Genomic DNA, 18,640 nt, shown 5'->3' with positions numbered 1-18,640 from the left:
GCTCACCATGACCCAGGACGAACTCAAGGACGCCGTTGCCGCCGCCGCCATCGAAGAGGTCCGCCCCATGCTGGGCAAGGACATCGTGATCGGTATCGGTACCGGATCAACCGCCAACTTCTTCATCGACCGGCTGGCGGAACTGCGAGGTGATTTCCGCGGAGCTGTCGCCAGCAGTGAAGCCAGTGCCCAGCGCCTCAAGGGACACGGCATCGATGTATTCGAGCTCAATGAAGTCGGCACCATGCCTGTTTATATCGATGGCGCAGACGAAGTGAACGCTCACTTACATTTGATCAAGGGCGGAGGAGCTGCGCTGACCCGTGAAAAGATCGTGGCTGCCTGCTGCAAGACCTTCATCTGCATTGCCGACGCTTCCAAGCGAGTCGAGACACTGGGCGACTTCCCCTTGCCGATCGAGGTGATCCCCATGGCGCGCTCCTACGTGGCCAGAGAACTGGTCAAGCTCGGCGCTGATCCGGTCTACCGCCAGGGCGTCATCACCGACAACGGCAATCAGATTCTGGATTGCTATGAGTTCATGATCGAGGACCCGGAGGCCATGGAGGCGCGTCTCAACGCCATCGTCGGCGTTGTCACCAATGGTCTGTTTGCCGCACGCCCCGCCGATATCCTGCTGCTGGGTAGCGCGGAGGGTGTCAGCCGTCGCCTGCCGAAAAAGTGAGGGCCTCATCTGCAACGGAACCTTGCACGGCTGGCTCGACGCTTCTCATGAAACGTAAGGTCATCAACAGGAGTGCAGGAGACTGAGAGGTGAGCGAATGCTCACTCACCGTGGGGAATAGATCGTCTCGAGACCGAGAAGGGTGGCCGTCAACGCCCCCCGGTGGGTCTCGATGACGGCGAGTCCCGCCTCGCTCAGACGCAGGCATTGCTCCTTGTCTTCCAGCAAGGCAATCAGCCTCTCGGCCAGTTCGTCGCCATCGGCTACCTCAACCAGGGCGCCTGCATCGCGCAGCACCTCGGCAACATCCAGGAAATTGTCCAACGCTGGACCGGTCACCACCGGTATGCCCATGACGGCCGGCTCGAGTAGATTGTGGCCGCCGACCGGAACCAGACTGCCACCGACAAACGCCACATCCGCCGTGCCATAAAGCGCCTGGAGCTCGCCGATGGTATCGCCGAGATAAACCTCGGCACGCGCACTGGGAACCCGGCCGCGTGAGCGGCGTACTGTCGCCAGACCGGATGCCTCGCACAGCTCAGCGACCTCATCGAAGCGCTGCGGATGACGTGGCACCAGCACCAGCAAGGCATCCGCGAAGCGGTCACGAACCTGCCGGTGTGCCTGCAGCACCAATTCATCCTCTCCACCATGGGTGGAGCCCGCCACCCAGACCGGCCGATGGCCGATGGCCGCATGCAACTCTCGCCCCATGCGTCGCGACCCGTCATCCACGGCGATATCGAATTTCATCGACCCCACCACGCTGATGCGCTCGGCGGGCATACCCAGCTCACGGAAGCGCTCCGCATCGGCCTCGGATTTGGCCGCCAGCCAATCGACATGGGCCAGACTCTGTGCCATCAACCAACTGACACGCCGATAACCATGAAAGGCTCGAGGCGACAACCGGCCATTGACCACGGCGACAGGAACCCGGCGACGAGCGCAGGCATGCAGCAGGTTGGGCCACAGTTCCGTCTCGAAGAAGATGGCCATCCGTGGTGCCAGTCGTTCGATAAACCGCCGCGCCGCCCCCGGAAAATCGAGAGCCAGAAACACATGACTCAACGGTGCCGCGGCCTCGACCTCGGCAACATCGTCCATCAGTGCCGCCACCCGCTCCGCGCCCGTGGCAGTCATGGTCGATACCACCACTGCGTGATCGGAATACTTGAGCCGCAGCTCACGAATCAGTGGGCGTGCCGCCAGCACCTCACCCACTGAAGCGCAGTGCAGCCACAAGCGCGGCCGGTCATCCTCCGGCAGATTGAGACACCCAAGACGCTCGGCCCGGGAACGGCCCGGCAGGTGCTCACGCCATACCCGCTGCCAGATGAGCGGCGACAACACCATCACCGCTGCCGACCAGGCGTGCCGTGTCCATCCGTGTCGGGCCGTCATCAGCTCTCGCGATCAAGAATGGTGGAAATCATGGCGGTGGTGGATACGCCATCCTCGAAGCCCAGCACCTTCACCTCTCCGCCGGCCTTGATCACCGCTTCACCGCCGGCAATGTTCTCGGGAAGGTAATCGCCGCCCTTGACCAGTACATCAGGCAATACGGTCTCGATCAGGCGAGCCGGAGTGTCCTCGCTGAAGGGCACGACCCAGTCGACGGAGCCCAGTCCTGCCAGTACCTGCATACGACGCTGCACCGTGTTGATCGGGCGCTTTGGGCCCTTGAGGCGGCCGATCGAGGCATCGTCGTTGACCGCCACGATCAGGCGATCACCCAGCTTGCTCGCCTGTTCCAGATAAGCCACATGCCCGGCATGCAGGATGTCGAAACAGCCGTTGGTCATCACCACCTTTTCTCCTCGCGCCTGAGCGGCACGCACCGCCAGCGCCAGCGCCAGCGGATCCTCATCGATGATGCCGAACTCCGCCAGTTTGTCGCCATGCAGGGCGGTGTAGAGTTCAGCAATCGACAGGGTGGCAGTTCCCGGCTTGGCTACCACCAGCCCAGCCGCCAGATTGGACAGGGTCATCGCTTCAGCGAAGCCGTGTCCCGCTGCCAGCGCCAGACCAAGCACGGCGATCACGGTGTCGCCCGCCCCGGTCACATCATAGACTTCACGGGCACGGGTGGGCATGTGCAGAGGATCGTGCCCCTCACGGATCAATGTCATACCCTTCTCGCTGCGGGTGATCAGCAGCGCTTCAAGCTCCAGGTCCGCACGCAGCGCCTCGCCCTTGCGTGCCAACTCTTCGTCATTGGCACAATGGCCCACTACGGCCTCGAACTCGGCGAGGTTCGGCGTAATCACGCTTGCACCACGATAACGGCTGAAATCGGTGCCCTTGGGATCGACCAGCACACGTTTGCCGGTGCCACGGACATGTCCAATGACCCATTCGATATTGGCCAGAGTCCCCTTGCCGTAGTCCGAGAGAATGACCAGATCCGACTGACTGACGGCATCCGCCAGCTGTGGTGCCAGGCCACGGGTATCGATCTTGTCGAGCCCATCCTCGAAATCAAGCCGGATGAGCTGCTGGTTGCGGCTCATCACTCGAAGCTTGGTGATCGTCGGTATGCCGGGCGTACGGTGAAAGTAAGTACTTACCCCCACCTCATCAAGGCGCTGCTCGAGGCGGTCGGCGTTATCGTCATCTCCCACCAGTCCGGCCAGCGAAGCCCGGGCACCCAGCGAGGCAATGTTCAGCGCCACGTTGGCGGCACCACCCGGGCGATCCTCACACTCCTCGACCCGCACCACCGGAACCGGGGCCTCGGGCGAAATGCGCGAGGTACCGCCATGCCAGTAGCGGTCGAGCATGACATCGCCGACCGTCAGCACGCGAGAGCGCTCCAGCGCCGTGAAATCAAGCTTCATCAGGGGACTCCCTTTCGAGGTCGGAATGGGGATTGGCGGTGGACTCCAGCAATCGATCGAGATTGTCGATGACATCCTCGGCGCGAATCAATGACATGGCATCGGGGTGGCGCACACGCCGCCCCCAGCTGACGTCCGCAGGGTCCTCGTGCAGGTATTCACGCACCGCATCGGGATAGCGATTGACCACATGCTCGCGCCACAGGTAGGGCGCCGCACGGTCCGGATTGGTGGTGGAATACAGCCCCACCACCGGTGTGTTCATTGCATTGGCCATGTGCACCGGGCCGGAGTCAGGGCCAATCACTGCCCGCGCACCGTCGATCAGCGCCAGCAACCCCTTGAGTGACGTGCCGCCGATGGCATCGATCACCACGTCGGACTGGCACAGGAGGCGAATGCGCTCTCCCATTTCCCGCTCCTGAGTGCTACCTCCCCCAGTCATCACGGTCTTCAACCCATATTGGGTCCAGGCGTGCTCGACCACCGCCGCATAGCCTTCCGCCGACCAATTGCGGAAGTTACGCAGGCGGGGGTTGGCGCAGGGGCTGATCAGTACATAACCTGCGCCCTGCGTCACCCTCCCGGCCTCATCACGGGCAGCCTCGGGAATCGGCAGTTGCCAGTCCAGCGAGCAGTCCTTCACTCCCAATAGTCGGGCGAAGTCCATGAACGACTCCAGCACATGGGCGCGGGGACGGGGTTCGATCTGTCGGTGGGTAAACCAGTACTGACGGTCCTTGGCTCGCTGACGATCAAAACCGACGCGCACATCGGCCTTGAGCCCCAGTGACAAGACACTGGCGCGCAACGCCTGCTGCATGTGCAGCAGAACATCAAAGCGCTCATTGGCCAACTGACGCCAGAGTTCGCGCATCCCGGCCAGCCCGCTGGACTTGTCGTAGACGATGAACTCGACCCCTGAGAGGCCGGCCAGTAGACTGTGTTCGCCCTTGCCGATGATCCAGGTAATGCGGGCCTCGGGCCATTGGCGCTGCAGAGCGCGCACCGTGGGCACCAGATTGCAGACATCGCCCAGGGCGGAGAGCCGCAGCACACCAATGTGCTTGGGACGAGCGGGCAGAGGATGCTTCATGCGTTTGGCAACGTATCAATCCGGAAAGGTGAGCATTCTATACGATGCCACCAGTTTATGTGACGCCGAGCACGGGCCACAAATCGGCGCCGAGTTGCTCGACCCTGAGCACTGGCAACGCCAGGGCCTTGTTGTTGGCCAGGCCCCCGGTCGTGGACAGAGCCTGTTTCTCGATGCCGGCGAACATCAGTGGGTGCTGCGGCCCTATCGGCGTGGCGGGCTGATTGCTCGACTGTCGACGGACCACTATATCTGGATCGGGCTCCAGCGCACCCGTGCGTTCCGTGAGATGCGTCTGACGGCATCGCTCCACCAAGCCGGGCTGCCGGTACCACGCCCGATCCTGGCCGGCGTTGAGCACCACGGGCTGACCTACCGCGCCGCCCTGATCACCCAGCGCCTGCCACAGACCATCGCGCTGGCCGAGCATTTGACGAAAGAATACCTGACCAATGCTGACACAGGCAGTTCCCCGCTCGAGGATCCGCTGCTCAGGGAAGTCGGCCGCGTGATCCGCCGCTTCCACGATCATGGCCTCGACCATGTCGACCTCAATGCACGCAATCTGCTGGTCGATGATCAGCAGCGTATCTGGTTGATTGACCTCGACCGCTGCCGTCTACGCTCACCGGGCACCTGGCGCCAGGCCAACCTGGCACGCCTGTCACGCTCCTTCCAGCGGTTCTGCGAGAACACAGCAACAGCAGCGATGGCCATGCAGGCCGTCCAACTCGGATATGACAGCATCAGCAACGATAGTGACCATTCACTTACGACATGACCTCGCTCGTCATCTCCAACACCCTGACTCGGGTTGTGGTCATGCAGAACACCATCAGTATGGTCGAACCAGTGCCGCCCTCCCGGTCATTGTTGATCGAGTACATCCTGATAGACGTCGACCAGGGCGGCAATATGCGTCGACATACGAAAGTAAGTAAATACTCGCTCACTCGCATTGTCGCCCAGTGAGGCACGCAGGTTTGCATCACCGACCAGTTCCAGCATGGCGTTGGCCCACTCTCGAGGAGTCTCGGGGTCGGCCAGGCGTCCACTGTGAGTATTGATCAGTTCTGGAATCGCGCCACTGGCCGAGCCGATCACCGCCTTGCCGGCAGCCATGGCCTCGACCACCGTCAACCCGAAAGCTTCATTGCGTGACGGCACACACACCACATCGAGCACCTCGAACAGGCGAGCCAGGTCCCGTCGAAAGCCGGTAAAGGTGATGTGCTCGGCAAGCCCCTGCTGCTCGACCAACTGCTGCAGTTCGACGACATACTCCTCGCGACTGCCCTCCTCCGCTGTCAGCCCACCGATCACTACTGCGTGAGCGTTCAATTCGGGATGCTCCTTTACCAGATACGCGAAGGCTTCGACAAACACTCGCTGTCCCTTGCCCGGCGTCAGGCGTCCCGCCACTCCGAGGGTGACGGCATCCCATGGAATGCCCAGACTGGTGCGCAGGGCACGGCGCTCGGCAGCATCCAGGCGTGGGGCCAGAGCGGCGGGGTCGATGCCCAGATACAGACGCTGAATACGCTCGGCAGGTAGTGGAAAGGCCTTGAGATTGCGCTTGCGAGTCGCCTCACTGATCGACAGCAGGCGACTCACATGGCCATAGGCCCAGCGATGGTAAAGGTCCTTCTTGGGCCGGGTAACCCCCATATGGTCGGTAAAGATGACCCGGAGATCGGCATTCAGGGTGGCCAGCAAGGCAGCAAGACGCAGATCACTCGACTTGTGGCAATGCAGCAGACGGATGTCTCGCTCACGCAACCAGCCGAGGATCTGGCGCAGCTGCCACAAGGCAGCGCCACGCGTACGCACGGTCAAGGGCTCGATCCCGGCGTCGCGCATACTGCTGGCCACCCGGGAACCGGTGAGGGCCAGCCCGGACACTTGCCACCCCTGTGCTTCCAGCTCCGGTATAATCCGGGACGGATACATTTCCAGGCCACCCCAGCCCTCCGACAGGCAGATCTGCATGACGGAAGGTTTCAAGTGCGGGGGTTTCACGTACGAGGGTTTCATGCGTCCATGACTCAAGCTGGTCTCCTCTTGCGTTACGATATGAAGCTCGATGGCCTTGAAACACGTGAGCCTGTTGAATGCCACACCAGTCGCCCGGACGACGTTTGCCCATGACATCAGCCACTCCCAACGCGCCGCGTCTGCTGGTGGTGCGTAATGACAAGCTAGGCGATTTCATGCTCGCCTGGCCAGCCCTTGCAACGCTCAAGGCAGCATCCCCCCAGCCGCATGTCAGCGTGCTGGTACCGGGTTATACCGCCGCCATGGCCAATGCCTGCCCCTGGATCGACGAGGTCATCATTGACCCGGGCGACAGTGCTTCTCGCAAGGCACAGTGCCAATTGCTGGGCATGATCCGCGAGCGGCACTTCGATGCCCTGCTGACGCTTTTCTCCACCCGACGTATCGGCTGGCTGGGCTGGCGTGCCGGCATTCGATTGCGCCTGGCTCCGGCCACCAAGTGGGCGCAGGTATTCTACAACCAACGCATCACCCAGCGCCGCTCACACTCGGCGAAACCCGAGTATCGCTACAATCAGGAACTGGCCGAGGCAATGATCGGCAGGCTCGGTCTGAAGCCGGCCACCGTTGCTCCGCCCTACTGGCCCGAGGCCGCTGCCGGGCGCCCGGAACAGCGTCAGCGACTGGCCGCGCAACTTCCCCTTTCCACCGACCGTCTCTGGTGCTTCCTGCATCCCGGCAGCGGTGGTTCCGCCGTCAATCTCAGCCTTGATGCCTATGCGCACCTGGTCGAGGGCGTGGACCGTCACATGCTCGAGATCGGGCAACCGAGCCCGCACTGGATCATTACCGCCGGTCCCGGAGAAGAACAGCATGCCGACTCGCTGGTCGATACGCTGGTCAACCAGGGAAGCAGCGCCTTCCGGCAACCTCCTCAACCAGGGCTGGAAGGCTTCGCTCGTAGCCTGGCCGCGGCTGATGCCTTCATTGCAGGCTCGACCGGCCCGCTGCATGTGGCCGGCTGCCTCAACCTGCTCACCATCGGCTTCTATCCGGCACGACGCTCGGCCACTCCCCTGCGCTGGCAGACCTGCAACAGCGAGGATCGCCGTCTGGCCTTTCACCCGCCACAGGGAGCGGGTGAAACCGATATGACCACCATCGACCTCGAAACCGCTGCAGCAAGCATTGCCGAACGGCTCAGCATGGTCGAGACTTCCAGCCAATCCGATTGCTCTGGCGAGGCCTCATGACCGCAATTACCGGAATCATCATCACGCTCAATGAGCAGGACAATGTCGAGGATGCCATCGCCTCGCTACGGCCGGTGTGCGATGAGATCATCGTTGTCGACTCCGGTAGCGAGGATGATACGGTGGCACTCGCTGAAGCCGCCGGGGCCAGAGTGATTCATCAGCCCTATCTCGGCGATGGGCCACAGAAGGCCTTTGCCGTACCTCAGGCCCGCAATGACTGGATTCTTGCTCTGGACGCGGATGAACGTCTGGATACCGATGCGGTCACGGCAATCGGCAATCTGCCCCTCGACGATCCGAGCAAGGCCTACCGTTTTCGGCGACGCAATTTTGCCGGTCGTCACTGGATTCGTGCCGCTGGGTTCTATCCCGATGCCGTCACTCGGTTGTATAACCGCACCACCTCCGGTTACCTACCCAAGAAGGCACACTCCTCCGTCGAGGCGCCGGAGGTGGTCGATATCCACGCCCATCTGAGCCACTTCACCTATCGCGACCTATCCCACTGGATTACCCGTATCGACCAGTTGTCCAGCCGTGATGCCTGGGCGATGAAGGAACGTGGCATGACCGCATCGTCGTGGCGGCCAGGTGTGCACGCGTTGACGGCACTGTTTCGCAAGCTGATCCTCAAGGGCGGACTGCTGCAGGGGCAGGATGGCATGACGGTGGCCATGACCACGGCGTTTCACGCCTACATGAAATATGCAAAGCTGAACGAACTGTACGAAAACGCACAAGTCGAACGTGATACGGAAACCCGGCGCTGATCAGCACCAGGCTTGACGCCTGTTGCTGCAGCAGGTGGCTTGCGTTTCGACTTCCAGGGAGGGAGACCGAGGACTGCAGTCCTCGGTTCGGTAGGCCAAGGCGAGATAACCATGCGATTGTTGGATCTGATACCCGGTAGCTGGCTGCGCTGGGCAGTGCTCACGCTGCTCGGTGTCGCCATTGGCCATACCCTGGTCATGGCGACTCGTCTGACAGTCTGGAGCATGGCGCCGGTCGTGGTGGTGTGGCTGCTGATCGGCTGGTACTGGCGCTGGGGAGCGGCTCCATCAGTCTCGCCTCACCGGGTCTTTCCCTGGGCACTGATTCCGTTGGTGTTCTGGGGCATCTTCGACTACCTGGCCAACAGTTTCGGCAAGGTCGATATGGGCGCGGTATTCTTCCACCTTCAGGCAGGAATGTCTGAACACGGGGGCACCGAACGCACCATCGCCGCAGTCTTCCATATCCTGCTCACTGCTCTGGTCCTGATCGCCTACAGTTGGCTAGTGCACCGTGACAGTCGCTGGCAGCGCGGAGACCGTTACCTTGCCATTGTGCTGCTGGTGGCCAACCCGATGTTCTACAGCATGGGCCAGCGTGGCGCGGCGGTAGTGGCCGACCCTGGCGCCTGGCTGGAACGTCGTTACGTTGAGCCGGTCATTCTCGAGGCGCCCGCCCAGCCCCCCAACCTGCTGGTCCTCTATCTGGAAAGCCTTGAACGTACCTATGGCGACCGTGAACGCTTCGGCGATGCCTATGCCGATATCGCCGCCCTGGAGCCCGAGGCCGTGGTGTTCGACAACGTTCGTCAGATCGACAATACCGGCTGGACCATGGCCGGGATGATCGCCAGTCAGTGCGGTACACCGCTGATGCCGGCAGGTCTGCTGCATGACAGCCAGTTCGAGCCACTGCATCACGTGGTGCCGGGCGCCCGCTGCCTCGGTGATCTGCTCAAGGAACAAGGCTACCGTCTGACCTTCATGGGCGGTGCCAGCACCCAGTTTGCCGGCAAGGGGCTGTTCTACAGCGACCATGGCTTCGATCGAGTGCTGGGACGAGAGCATCTCACCGAACGCCTTGAAGATCCGGAGTACCTCAACAGCTGGGGGCTTTTTGACGACAGCCTGTACCGGATGGTCACCGAGGAGGTCCGCCAGTTGGACCGCCAGCCCGGCCCCTGGGCAATGGTATCGCTCAACCTTGCTGCCCATGCTCCTGTCGGTTATCCGGCGCAGTCCTGTATTGATGAGTTCGGTGACTACGACGGTGTCGATATTCTCTATTCGGTCAGGTGCTCCGCCTGGTTGGCCCGTAACCTGATCGAGCGCCTCAAGGGCGAAGGGCTGCTCGACAATACCCTGGTAGTGGTCGCCAGTGACCACCTGACCATGCGGGTTTCCGAGTGGGATGCACTGAATGCCAGCGAGCGCACCAATACGCTGATGATGATGGGCAATGGCCTGACACCTCGATATATCCACCGTCCGGCTACCACCATGGATACCCTGCCGACACTACTCGAGGCCATGGGCTTTACCATCGACTGGCATCGCGCGGGCCTCGGCGTATCACTGCTGTCGGGAGAACCTACCCTCGCTCAGCATTATGGCCTCGACGAGCTGAATCGCTATATGCGTGAGGAAACTGCGCTCCAGGAACGCCTCTGGGAAGGTCTGGCGCCGGAATTCCACAGTGATGGCCAGCCTCAGACTCCCCCCACAGCCCCCACAGCTCCCGAACAACCCTGAGCCGAGCTTGATGCCCCGCTCATTTCGACGACCAGAGCCGGAAGGTCACCAAAAAAACCAATAAACTACAATAAAAACAAGTGGTTAAATAAAAAACTCTTGATCGATTCCAGCGGCATTCTCCCAACAGAGGAACGCCGCTGTTTCACGTGAAACATGCCAGCGCTGAAATCAGCTTCAGTCCATGTCCCAACCACTGTCCTCCATGGCCTGACGGGTGATGGCTGTCACCCGTTGCAATGCCGGGCGCTGCTCCAGTGACTGACAGTAGGTTTCGAACTCCGGACGTTTTTCCAGCGAGCCGAAACTCATTCCCCAGCGCAGATGTGAACCGAGGTAGACATCAGCCGCCGAGAATCGGCCACCGGCGATGTATCGCTTGTCCTTCACCGCCAGGACCAGTGCTTCGATAACATGCTCATAACAGCCATGACCGAATGACACCTGTTGCTCCGCTGTCGGTTCGATACCGGCGCTTCTGAGGGACGAGGCCATCTCCACTGGACCCGCGGCAAAGAACAGCCAGCGGTAGTAATCGGCCCGCTCCGACAACGGCGGTGCCAGTCCCGCCTCGGGAAAGGCATCGGCGAGGTAGGCGCAGATAGCGGCGGCCTCGGTCACCACCACATCACCGTGACGGATCGCCGGTACCTTGCCCATGGGGTTGATGGACAGATATTCCGGTGTCTTCAGGTCAGCACCGAACTCCAGCACTTCCGTGGTGTAGGGGACAGCCAGTTCTTCGAGCATCCAGTGCACAATACCGCTGCGCGATAGAGGGTTGGTATAGAAGACAAGCGGTGCAGACATTGAAATCTCTCCTGATCGGGCGAGCTCTGTTCAAGCTCATAAGTGGATGGAGCCGCACACACAGGATATTCGGTACCACTGTCAGATTCTGTCAGTATTGAACCGATGAACATTGGCGGATTGACTGTGCCTTCTTCCACGCCTTGAGCATATCCTGTCGCCTCCCTGGGTAGCGTTGCTCCAATACCTCGGCCTCGGTGATACGATCGGTTCTGAAATGGCGAAACGCCTCTCTCAGTTCACACCAGGCTACGATCATGCAGACGGATTCAAAGAAGGTGATCGCGATAGGCCAGATGGTTCTGCTGGTCGGTTGGCCATGGGCATCAAGATAGGCAATACCGAGCTTGCGCTCTTCACGTACAGCCCGGTGCAGTATGCTCAGTGCGACCACCTGGGCGGGCCGAGCCACCGGCCCTACCAGCAAGGCCGAATCTTCCAGACGGTAACGCAGCTCTGTCGGCAACACCGCCGCCACCTTGCTCAGCGCCTCACCAGCAGAAGCGGCAAGGTCATCATCGGTACGCCTGGTCACCCAGCTCAGGCCGAGAGCAATCGCTTCGATCTCATCCTCGGAGAACATCAGTGGTGGCAGAAGGAAGCCTGGCTTCAGGACATAACCGATACCGGGCTCGCCTTCGATATCCGCGCCCAACGCCTTGAGTTCGGCAATATCACGATACAGGGTACGTTGAGAGATCCCCAACTCCTCGGCCAGACAAGCGCCACTGACGGGGCGACGATAACGCCGTAGTGTCTGCATCAGGACGAATAGCCGGGTGGTACGAGACATGGCAATGCTCCTGGATGCTCAGGTGACGGTGTCGGACTGAGCATGGATGATGGCAGTACCGCACGGGGCCGGCGCTGCTGGGCAGGAGGGTCAGGGACTGTCGAGAATCGCCGTCCGCAGGCTCTCGGGCGAAATCAGGTTGAGACAGTTGGTATGGCCCAGCGGGCAGTGGCGCTCGAAACAGGGCGAGCATTCCAACGCCAGGTAGTGGACCTGGGCGTTGTCGGTCAATGGCGGAGTATAGGACGGGCTGGAGGAGCCGTAGATGGCCTGGATACGCGTGCCCACAGCCGCAGCAACGTGCATCAGCCCCGAGTCATTGGTGACCACCTGCTGGCAGTCTCCCAGCAGATCCACGGCGTCTTCCAGACGTGTCTCGCCACAGAGATTCCAGGCATGTGCCAGGCCACGAACGATCTCCTCACCCGCAGGACTGTCCTTCGGTCCACCAAACACACGTACCTCGAAGCCCCCTTCGACCAGCATGGCTGCCAGACGATGAAAGTACGGCAACGGCCACTGCTTGGCTGGACCATATTCGGCGCCTGGCATCATGCCGATGGCCGGGCGGCCACCGAGTCCATGAACCTCAAGTAGTCGAGCGAGGTTGGCTGGATCACGGCGCAACTCGGGGCGCGGCATCGCGAACTCGCCTCGCGCAGCGGCATCCCGGGAGGCCCCCAGCGAGACGAAACGTTTGACGGTCTGATCAAGCACCGCTCTGTCCAGCTTGCGATGCTCGTTGAGCAAGCCATAGCGCTGCTCGCCAATAAAGCCGACACGCCGTGGAATACGCGCAAAGAACGGCACCAGCGCCGACTTCCAGGAACGAGGCAGGACGATGGCGTGGTCAAAGCGGCCACGCAAGGAACGCCCAAGACGCCGGCGCGCCGCAAGTCCGAACTCGCCATGTCCGGTGCCCAGCTCGATGATCTCATCGACCTCATCCATGCGCTCGAGAATCGGCCGCGACCAGGCTGGCGCAACAACGGCCACGCTGGCGGCTCCGTCGCGCTTGAGAGCCTTGAACAGGCTCTGGGCCATGACCATGTCACCGACCCAACTGGGGCCCACCACCAACAGGCGCTGCCCCATATAACGTTGTGTTGCTCCGCTCACTGCGGCCTCAGGCATTCAGCCACTCCAGATACTCGCGTACCCCCTCGGATACGGTGCGGAATTCCTTGTCATAGCCCACTTCGCGCAGGCGAGAAATATCCGCACGAGTATAGCTCTGATAGCGCCCCTTGAGCTCGTCGGGGAAGTCGATGTAATCAATTCGACCCTGAATTCCACGTGTCGAGGCGTAGAAATCGATCACCGTCTCGCCGATGGTCTTGAACGGCTCGGCGCGACCGGTGCCGAGGTTGAAGATACCGCTGGCTTCCGGGTGGTCGAGGAACCACAGATTGACGTCGACAACATCACCGACATAGACAAAGTCACGGCTCTGCATACCCGCTTCATAGCCATCCCAGGCACCGAACAGGCGAAGATTCTCGCCGCCCTTGACCTGGGTATGGTTGTGGTAGGCAACGCTGGCCATCTTGCCCTTGTGCTGCTCACGTGGGCCATAGACATTGAAGTAGCGGAACCCCGCCACCTGAATCTCGAAACTGTCCTGACGAGAGCGAACATACTGGTCGAACAGCAGCTTGGAGTAGCCGTAGACGTTGAGTGGCTTCTCGTGCTCCGGTGACTCGACAAACACCTCACTGCCGCCATAGGTCGCCGCCGAAGAGGCATACAGGAAGGGAATGCCCTGCTGCTCACAGAAGTGCAGCAGTTCCTTCGAATAGGTAAAGTTGTTTTCGAGCATGAATCTGCCATCCCACTCGGTGGTATCCGAGCAGGCCCCCTCGTGGAAGATCGCCTCGATGGGCGGCAGTTGATTCAGCTCGCCACGCATATGCGCCTTCACTCGAGCAAGGAACTCGTCCTTGTCCATGTAATCCCCGAGGGTCAGGTCGGCGAGGTTGACGAACTTGGTGCCGTCCCTCATGTCATCGACCACCAGCACGTCCGTGCGGCCACGCTCGTTGAGCGCCTTGACCAGATTCGAGCCGATGAAGCCGGCACCGCCTGTTACTACAATCATGGAAACCCCCTGATCCTGAAACACCGGGTATGCGGGTATGACCTCGTAAGCACTAAAACGCTCAATATGAGGTCATCGCACCCTGCGCCTATAACCGAATTGCCTGTGATTGTATACTTGACGGCTCGTGAATTCATGGCCAACGGTGCTTCTCCAATGACCCACTCAGCAACCTCGTCGACGCCAGACGCGGCGACCTTCCAGGGCTTGATCCTCGCCCTGCAACAGTACTGGGCCGAACAGGGCTGCGTGATCATGCAGCCGCTGGACATGGAAGTCGGTGCGGGCACCTTCCACCCGGCGACCTTCCTGCGCTCCATCGGACCCGAATCCTGGAACTCTGCCTACGTGCAGCCTTCTCGTCGCCCCACCGATGGCCGCTACGGCGAGAACCCCAATCGTCTGCAGCACTACTACCAGTTCCAGGTGGTGATGAAGCCCTCTCCCGCCAACCTGCAGGAGCTGTATCTGGGCTCACTCAAGCGCCTCGGCATTGATCCGCTGGTGCATGACATCCGCTTCGTCGAGGACAATTGGGAGTCCCCCACTCTCGGCGCCTGGGGGCTGGGATGGGAAGTCTGGCTCAACGGCATGGAAGTGACCCAGTTCACCTATTTCCAGCAGGCCGGCGGCATCGAATGTTTCCCGGTGACCGGCGAGCTGACCTACGGCCTCGAGCGTATCGCCATGTACCTGCAGGACGTGGACAGCGTCTACGACCTGGTGTGGACCATCGCGCCGGATGGTACTCGAGTCACCTATGGCGATGTTTACCTGCAGAACGAGCGCGAGCAGTCGACCTACAACTTCGAGCATGCCGACGTCGAAGCGCTGTTCCGCAACTTCGACCATCAGGAAGGTGAATGCCACAAGCTGCTTGACGCGAAGCTGCCACTGCCCGCCTACGAGCAGGTGCTCAAGGCATCCCACACCTTCAACCTGCTCGATGCTCGTCACGCCATCTCGGTAACCGAACGCCAGCGCTACATTCTGCGCGTTCGCACCATGGCCCGTGACGTGGCCCACGCCTACTACGATTCGCGCAAGGCCGCCGGCTTCCCGCTGGCGCCGGAAGCCCTGCGCAAGGAACTTCTGGCCGACGAATCCGATGCCGACCGATCCATTGCAGAACAGGGAGAAGCATAAGCATGGCTGTCAACACGCTACTGGTTGAACTCGGCGTCGAGGAACTTCCGCCGAGCGCCATCGACACCCTGTCCGATGCTCTTGCCAACGGTATTCGCCGCGGCCTGGATGACGCCGGCGTGGCCTTCGAGAACGTCATTGCCTACGCCTCTCCGCGCCGCCTGGCGGTGCGTGTCGAAGCACTGGCCGACAAACAGCCGGATCGCGAAGTCGAGAAGCGCGGCCCAGCCCTGGCCGCGGCCTTCAAGGACGGCCAGCCGACCAAGGCGGCCGAGGGCTTCGCCCGCTCCTGTGGTGTCACCGTCGATCAACTGATCCACCTGGAAACCGACAAGGGTACCTGGCTGGGCTATCGCGAACAGCAGCAGGGTGAAGCCAGCGTCGAGCTGCTGCCTGCCATCATTGCCCGGTCTGTTGCTGCCCTGCCGGTTCCGAAGAACATGCGCTGGGGTGCCTCGCGCATTGAGTTCTCCCGTCCGGTTCACTGGTTGGTGGTGCTGTATGGCGACCAGGTAGTGCCTGCCGAAGTGCTGGGACTGGAATCCGGCCGTGAAACACGCGGTCACCGCTTCCATGCCCCCGAGGCGATCAGCCTGGCACACGCCGACGACTACCTCGCCGCATTGGAGAATGCCTGGGTCATCGCCGATCGTGACAAGCGCCGTGAACGCATCCGCGAACAGGTACTCGCCGAGGCTGAACTGATGGAAGCCGAAGCGGTGATCGACGAGGAACTGCTGGTGGAAGTCAGCGGTCTGGTCGAGTGGCCAGTCGCGCTGACCGGCAGCTTCGACGAGCGCTTCCTCGAAGTGCCGGCGGAATGCCTGATCTCCTCGATGAAGGCCAACCAGAAGTACTTCCACCTGCTGGATGGCAACGGCAAGCTCAAGCCGGCTTTCATCACCATCTCCAACATCGACAGCCACGAGCCCGAGCAGGTGATCGCCGGTAACGAGAAGGTGATTCGCCCACGCCTGGCGGATGCCGCCTTCTTCTACGAGACCGATCGCCTCCACAAGCTCTCCGAGCGCGTCGCGGGCCTCGGCAATGTGGTCTTCCAGAAGCAGTTGGGTAGCCTGGCCGACAAGGCTGCACGTAGCGCCGGTATCGCTGCACACATCGCTACCCGCATCGGCAGTGATGAAGCACGTGCACGTCGTGCCGCGGAGCTGGCCAAGTGTGACCTGGTGACGGAAATGGTCCTCGAGTTCCCTGAACTGCAGGGCATCATGGGCCGCTACTATGCCGAGCACGACGGTGAAGATGCCGAAGTGGCCCAGGCACTGGAGGAGCAGTATCTGCCGCGCTTCGCCGGTGATGAGATTCCCGCCACTCGTACCGGACAGGCGCTGGCCATCGCCGACCGCCTCGATACTCTGACCGGTATCTTCGGTATCGGCCAACGCCCCAGCGGCACAAAGGACCCCTTCGCCCTGCGCCGCGCCTCCATCGGCGTGCTCAACATCCTGATCAAGGGCGAGCTGGATCTCGACCTGCGCGAGCTGCTCGAGCTGGCCGTGGCCCAGCATAAGGAACTGCCGAAGGCTGAAGGTCTGGTCGATGAGGTGCTGAGCTATATGCTGGACCGCTTCCGCGCCTGGGCCCAGGACGAAGGCATTGGCGCCGAGGTCTATCTGGCCGTGCGGGCCCGCCCGGTCACCAGACCACTGGACTTCGCCCGCCGTCTGCGCGCCGTGCATACCTTCAGCCACCGTGAAGAGGCTGCGGCCCTGGCTGCGGCCAACAAGCGCGTCTCCAACATCCTCGCCAAGCAGGAGCACGACGGCAGCACCCAGGTAGATGCCGGCCTGCTGTCTGAAGACGCCGAGAAGGCCCTTCACGAGGCTGTTACCCAGTGCCAGCAACAGGTGGCACCGTTGTTCGAGAACGCCCGCTACAGCGACGCTCTGGACGTTCTGGCCAGCCTGCGCACACCGGTTGACGCCTTCTTTGATCAGGTCATGGTCATGGCCGACGACAGTGCCGTACGCAACAACCGCCTGGCTCTGCTGGCCAGCCTGCAGGCACTGTTCCTCGAAGTCGCGGATATCGCCGAACTGCAACAGTAGGCAATCACCACCAGCAACAGGAAAGGGGCCGATCCAATGGATCGGCCCTTTTTTTCGTCCTTCGGCCCTCCCCTCCCACCTCAACTACCTACACCTGCGCCGTGGCTCGCGACCCACAGGGAGGTGGGAAGTGTGCATGTTCGTCGGGAACGAACATGTGCCAGCTCGTAGCTCACGTCCATGTTCCACGTGAAACATGGTCAGCCCGAGACAGAGTGCGCCAATACCTCATCCACCAGGATGACTGTCTTGCCGAGTGACTCCGGCCTGAGTGTCAGCGCACGCTGGATCTCTTCCGGGGCTAGAGTTGCAGCAATCCGGGGACGCAACTGGTGTTTGCCCATGAAGTCCAACAGCTCCGCGAACTGGGCCCGGCTTCCCACACTGATACCCTCGAGACGCAATAACCCTTTCAGCATCGGGCCGACCAGATCGCCGTGGACATGGCTGTCATCAAGAAAGCCGACCACTGCAATACGGCCCCCCGTGGCCATTGCCGGCAATACCAGCGACATCAGGGTTTCGCCACCCGCAACATCCACCGCGACGCTGACGCCCCGCCCTTCGGTGGCCTGCATGATCTGCGTCAGGCGTGTACTGCTGCTACCGGGCCCGATGACGACCTCGGCCCCCAACTGATGCAACTGCGCGGACAACTGCTCTCGCGAAGTCACGACGATGGGGCGTGCCCCGGCGCTGGCCGCAAGCTCGAGCGCCATCAAGGAGACATTACCGGTACCCTCGATCAACACATGCCGCCCGTGAAGGTCCGCTACATCGCCAAGCGCATGCCATGCGGTGACACCAGAAATTGCCAGACTGGCTGCCTCCATCAAGCTCCAGCCTTCAGGTACCTCTAGCAACGCACTGGCGGGCATCACGATCTCTTCCGCCAGCCAGCCATCCAGGGGACCACCGATCTTGCTGTCGTGGTATGACGGCTGGAAAGCGCCATCGAGCCAGGCGCTGGTGTAATGCCCCATGACCCGATCACCAGGTGTCAGATCAGTCACCTGATCGCCGGTTTCAAGCACAATACCAGCGCCCTCCGACAGTGGCACATAGGGGCGTGCCATCTGCGGTAGATATTCCCCGGTAGCAAGAGCGTAGTCGCGATAGTTGATGGCAGCTGCAGCCACCTTGACGCGTACCTCGTCCACAGCCAAAGCACGCCTCGCGCGCGCTCTCGGGCGGATACCATCGAGGCCTGGAGTGAAGGATTCATGAACCCGGAAAGTGCCACTCATATGTTTTCTCCATGGTCGGTCCAGCAACAGGATCTGAAGGCATGATCCCGCCGGTACATCTTCCCTTCCAGTGAAAGTCC

16 protein-coding genes are annotated in these 18,640 nt (G+C 61.4%); 7 read left to right on the top strand and 9 right to left on the bottom strand.

Going from position 1 to position 18,640, the window contains the following annotated elements:
• Positions 1 to 7: 7 nt before the first annotated feature.
• Positions 8 to 685: a ribose-5-phosphate isomerase RpiA gene (gene rpiA / locus BUE38_RS11810; protein ID WP_073435458.1), complete on the top strand. Its 678-nt coding sequence runs from the start codon at positions 8 to 10 to the stop codon at positions 683 to 685.
• A gap of 105 nt (positions 686 to 790) precedes the next feature.
• Here the strand turns inward: rpiA and waaA are convergent, their stop codons facing one another.
• From waaA to BUE38_RS11795, 3 genes are read right to left on the bottom strand one after another with little or no spacing between them, the layout of a single operon-like run.
• Positions 791 to 2,092, bottom strand: a complete 1,302-nt coding sequence (gene waaA, locus BUE38_RS11805; protein WP_073435396.1) for a lipid IV(A) 3-deoxy-D-manno-octulosonic acid transferase — start codon at positions 2,090 to 2,092, stop codon at positions 791 to 793.
• Positions 2,092 to 3,528: a bifunctional D-glycero-beta-D-manno-heptose-7-phosphate kinase/D-glycero-beta-D-manno-heptose 1-phosphate adenylyltransferase HldE gene (gene hldE / locus BUE38_RS11800; RefSeq protein WP_073435395.1), complete on the bottom strand. Its 1,437-nt coding sequence runs from the start codon at positions 3,526 to 3,528 to the stop codon at positions 2,092 to 2,094. Before hldE ends, waaA begins: the two co-directional genes overlap by 1 nt.
• A complete protein-coding gene (locus tag BUE38_RS11795; protein WP_073435394.1) occupies positions 3,518 to 4,624 on the bottom strand; it encodes a glycosyltransferase family 9 protein in 1,107 nt (368 codons plus the stop codon). The genes hldE and BUE38_RS11795 overlap by 11 nt, the downstream gene beginning before the upstream one ends.
• On the opposite strand from BUE38_RS11795, the gene BUE38_RS11790 reads away from it, so the two are divergent.
• The gene (locus BUE38_RS11790; protein WP_073435393.1) at positions 4,623 to 5,405 is read left to right on the top strand and encodes a 3-deoxy-D-manno-octulosonic acid kinase; all 783 of its coding nucleotides are present in this window, start codon (positions 4,623 to 4,625) and stop codon (positions 5,403 to 5,405) included. The two genes, BUE38_RS11795 and BUE38_RS11790, sit on opposite strands and share 2 nt — an antisense overlap.
• 86 nt (positions 5,406 to 5,491) lie before the next feature.
• Here BUE38_RS11790 and BUE38_RS11785 read toward each other — a convergent pair whose 3' ends face one another.
• Positions 5,492 to 6,613: a glycosyltransferase family 4 protein gene (locus BUE38_RS11785; protein WP_073435392.1), complete on the bottom strand. Its 1,122-nt coding sequence runs from the start codon at positions 6,611 to 6,613 to the stop codon at positions 5,492 to 5,494.
• Positions 6,614 to 6,768: 155 nt separating this feature from the next.
• Between BUE38_RS11785 and BUE38_RS11780 the strand changes: the two genes are divergently transcribed.
• The 3 genes from BUE38_RS11780 (at position 6,769) to BUE38_RS11770 (ending at position 10,397) form a co-directional block, all read left to right on the top strand.
• Positions 6,769 to 7,872 (top strand): glycosyltransferase family 9 protein, encoded by a 1,104-nt coding sequence (locus BUE38_RS11780; RefSeq protein ID WP_073435457.1) that lies wholly within the window; start codon positions 6,769 to 6,771, stop codon positions 7,870 to 7,872.
• A complete protein-coding gene (locus BUE38_RS11775) occupies positions 7,869 to 8,645 on the top strand; it encodes a glycosyltransferase family 2 protein (RefSeq protein ID WP_073435391.1) in 777 nt (258 codons plus the stop codon). Before BUE38_RS11780 ends, BUE38_RS11775 begins: the two co-directional genes overlap by 4 nt.
• Positions 8,646 to 8,756: 111 nt before the next feature.
• Positions 8,757 to 10,397 (top strand): sulfatase-like hydrolase/transferase, encoded by a 1,641-nt coding sequence (locus tag BUE38_RS11770; RefSeq protein ID WP_073435390.1) that lies wholly within the window; start codon positions 8,757 to 8,759, stop codon positions 10,395 to 10,397.
• A gap of 177 nt (positions 10,398 to 10,574) precedes the next feature.
• Here BUE38_RS11770 and BUE38_RS11765 read toward each other — a convergent pair whose 3' ends face one another.
• The 4 genes from BUE38_RS11765 to rfaD form a co-directional block, all read right to left on the bottom strand.
• Complete coding sequence (locus BUE38_RS11765) at positions 10,575 to 11,207, bottom strand: glutathione S-transferase family protein (protein ID WP_073435389.1); 633 nt, start codon at positions 11,205 to 11,207, stop codon at positions 10,575 to 10,577.
• A gap of 91 nt (positions 11,208 to 11,298) precedes the next feature.
• The gene (locus BUE38_RS11760) at positions 11,299 to 12,000 is read right to left on the bottom strand and encodes a helix-turn-helix transcriptional regulator (protein ID WP_073435388.1); all 702 of its coding nucleotides are present in this window, start codon (positions 11,998 to 12,000) and stop codon (positions 11,299 to 11,301) included.
• Positions 12,001 to 12,090: 90 nt separating this feature from the next.
• A complete protein-coding gene (gene waaF / locus BUE38_RS11755; protein WP_084541898.1) occupies positions 12,091 to 13,134 on the bottom strand; it encodes a lipopolysaccharide heptosyltransferase II in 1,044 nt (347 codons plus the stop codon).
• The gene (rfaD, locus tag BUE38_RS11750) at positions 13,127 to 14,098 is read right to left on the bottom strand and encodes an ADP-glyceromanno-heptose 6-epimerase (RefSeq protein ID WP_073435387.1); all 972 of its coding nucleotides are present in this window, start codon (positions 14,096 to 14,098) and stop codon (positions 13,127 to 13,129) included. Before rfaD ends, waaF begins: the two co-directional genes overlap by 8 nt.
• Before the next feature lie 156 nt (positions 14,099 to 14,254).
• On the opposite strand from rfaD, the gene glyQ reads away from it, so the two are divergent.
• Positions 14,255 to 15,244: a glycine--tRNA ligase subunit alpha gene (gene glyQ, locus BUE38_RS11745; RefSeq protein ID WP_073435386.1), complete on the top strand. Its 990-nt coding sequence runs from the start codon at positions 14,255 to 14,257 to the stop codon at positions 15,242 to 15,244.
• A gap of 2 nt (positions 15,245 to 15,246) precedes the next feature.
• Positions 15,247 to 17,313, top strand: a complete 2,067-nt coding sequence (glyS, locus tag BUE38_RS11740) for a glycine--tRNA ligase subunit beta (RefSeq protein WP_073435385.1) — start codon at positions 15,247 to 15,249, stop codon at positions 17,311 to 17,313.
• A gap of 200 nt (positions 17,314 to 17,513) precedes the next feature.
• On the opposite strand, the gene BUE38_RS11735 is transcribed toward glyS, so the two are convergent.
• A complete protein-coding gene (locus BUE38_RS11735) occupies positions 17,514 to 18,560 on the bottom strand; it encodes a zinc-dependent alcohol dehydrogenase family protein (protein ID WP_073435384.1) in 1,047 nt (348 codons plus the stop codon).
• Positions 18,561 to 18,640 lie beyond the last annotated feature (80 nt).

The sequence above is a fragment of the Halomonas cupida genome, assembly GCF_900142755.1.
GTDB lineage: Bacteria > Pseudomonadota > Gammaproteobacteria > Pseudomonadales > Halomonadaceae > Halomonas > Halomonas cupida.
Note: the sequence above shows the minus strand (reverse complement) of the source record. Positions and strands in the feature narration are given on the sequence as shown.

Excerpts from the sequence above, each read along its gene's own strand:
- rpiA (WP_073435458.1), top strand. The coding sequence starts at position 8 with ATGACCCAGGACGAACTCAAGGACGCCGTTGCCGCCGCCGCCATCGAA.
- glyS (WP_073435385.1), top strand. The coding sequence starts at position 15,247 with ATGGCTGTCAACACGCTACTGGTTGAACTCGGCGTCGAGGAACTTCCG.
- hldE (WP_073435395.1), bottom strand. The coding sequence starts at position 3,528 with ATGAAGCTTGATTTCACGGCGCTGGAGCGCTCTCGCGTGCTGACGGTC.
- rfaD (WP_073435387.1), bottom strand. The coding sequence starts at position 14,098 with ATGATTGTAGTAACAGGCGGTGCCGGCTTCATCGGCTCGAATCTGGTC.
- BUE38_RS11785 (WP_073435392.1), bottom strand. The coding sequence starts at position 6,613 with ATGCAGATCTGCCTGTCGGAGGGCTGGGGTGGCCTGGAAATGTATCCG.
- BUE38_RS11765 (WP_073435389.1), bottom strand. The coding sequence starts at position 11,207 with ATGTCTGCACCGCTTGTCTTCTATACCAACCCTCTATCGCGCAGCGGT.
- waaF (WP_084541898.1), bottom strand. The coding sequence starts at position 13,134 with ATGCCTGAGGCCGCAGTGAGCGGAGCAACACAACGTTATATGGGGCAG.
- waaA (WP_073435396.1), bottom strand. The coding sequence starts at position 2,092 with ATGACGGCCCGACACGGATGGACACGGCACGCCTGGTCGGCAGCGGTG.
- BUE38_RS11790 (WP_073435393.1), top strand. The coding sequence starts at position 4,623 with ATGCGTTTGGCAACGTATCAATCCGGAAAGGTGAGCATTCTATACGAT.
- BUE38_RS11770 (WP_073435390.1), top strand. The coding sequence starts at position 8,757 with ATGCGATTGTTGGATCTGATACCCGGTAGCTGGCTGCGCTGGGCAGTG.
- BUE38_RS11795 (WP_073435394.1), bottom strand. The coding sequence starts at position 4,624 with ATGAAGCATCCTCTGCCCGCTCGTCCCAAGCACATTGGTGTGCTGCGG.
- BUE38_RS11775 (WP_073435391.1), top strand. The coding sequence starts at position 7,869 with ATGACCGCAATTACCGGAATCATCATCACGCTCAATGAGCAGGACAAT.
- glyQ (WP_073435386.1), top strand. The coding sequence starts at position 14,255 with ATGACCCACTCAGCAACCTCGTCGACGCCAGACGCGGCGACCTTCCAG.
- BUE38_RS11780 (WP_073435457.1), top strand. The coding sequence starts at position 6,769 with ATGACATCAGCCACTCCCAACGCGCCGCGTCTGCTGGTGGTGCGTAAT.
- BUE38_RS11735 (WP_073435384.1), bottom strand. The coding sequence starts at position 18,560 with ATGAGTGGCACTTTCCGGGTTCATGAATCCTTCACTCCAGGCCTCGAT.
- BUE38_RS11760 (WP_073435388.1), bottom strand. The coding sequence starts at position 12,000 with ATGTCTCGTACCACCCGGCTATTCGTCCTGATGCAGACACTACGGCGT.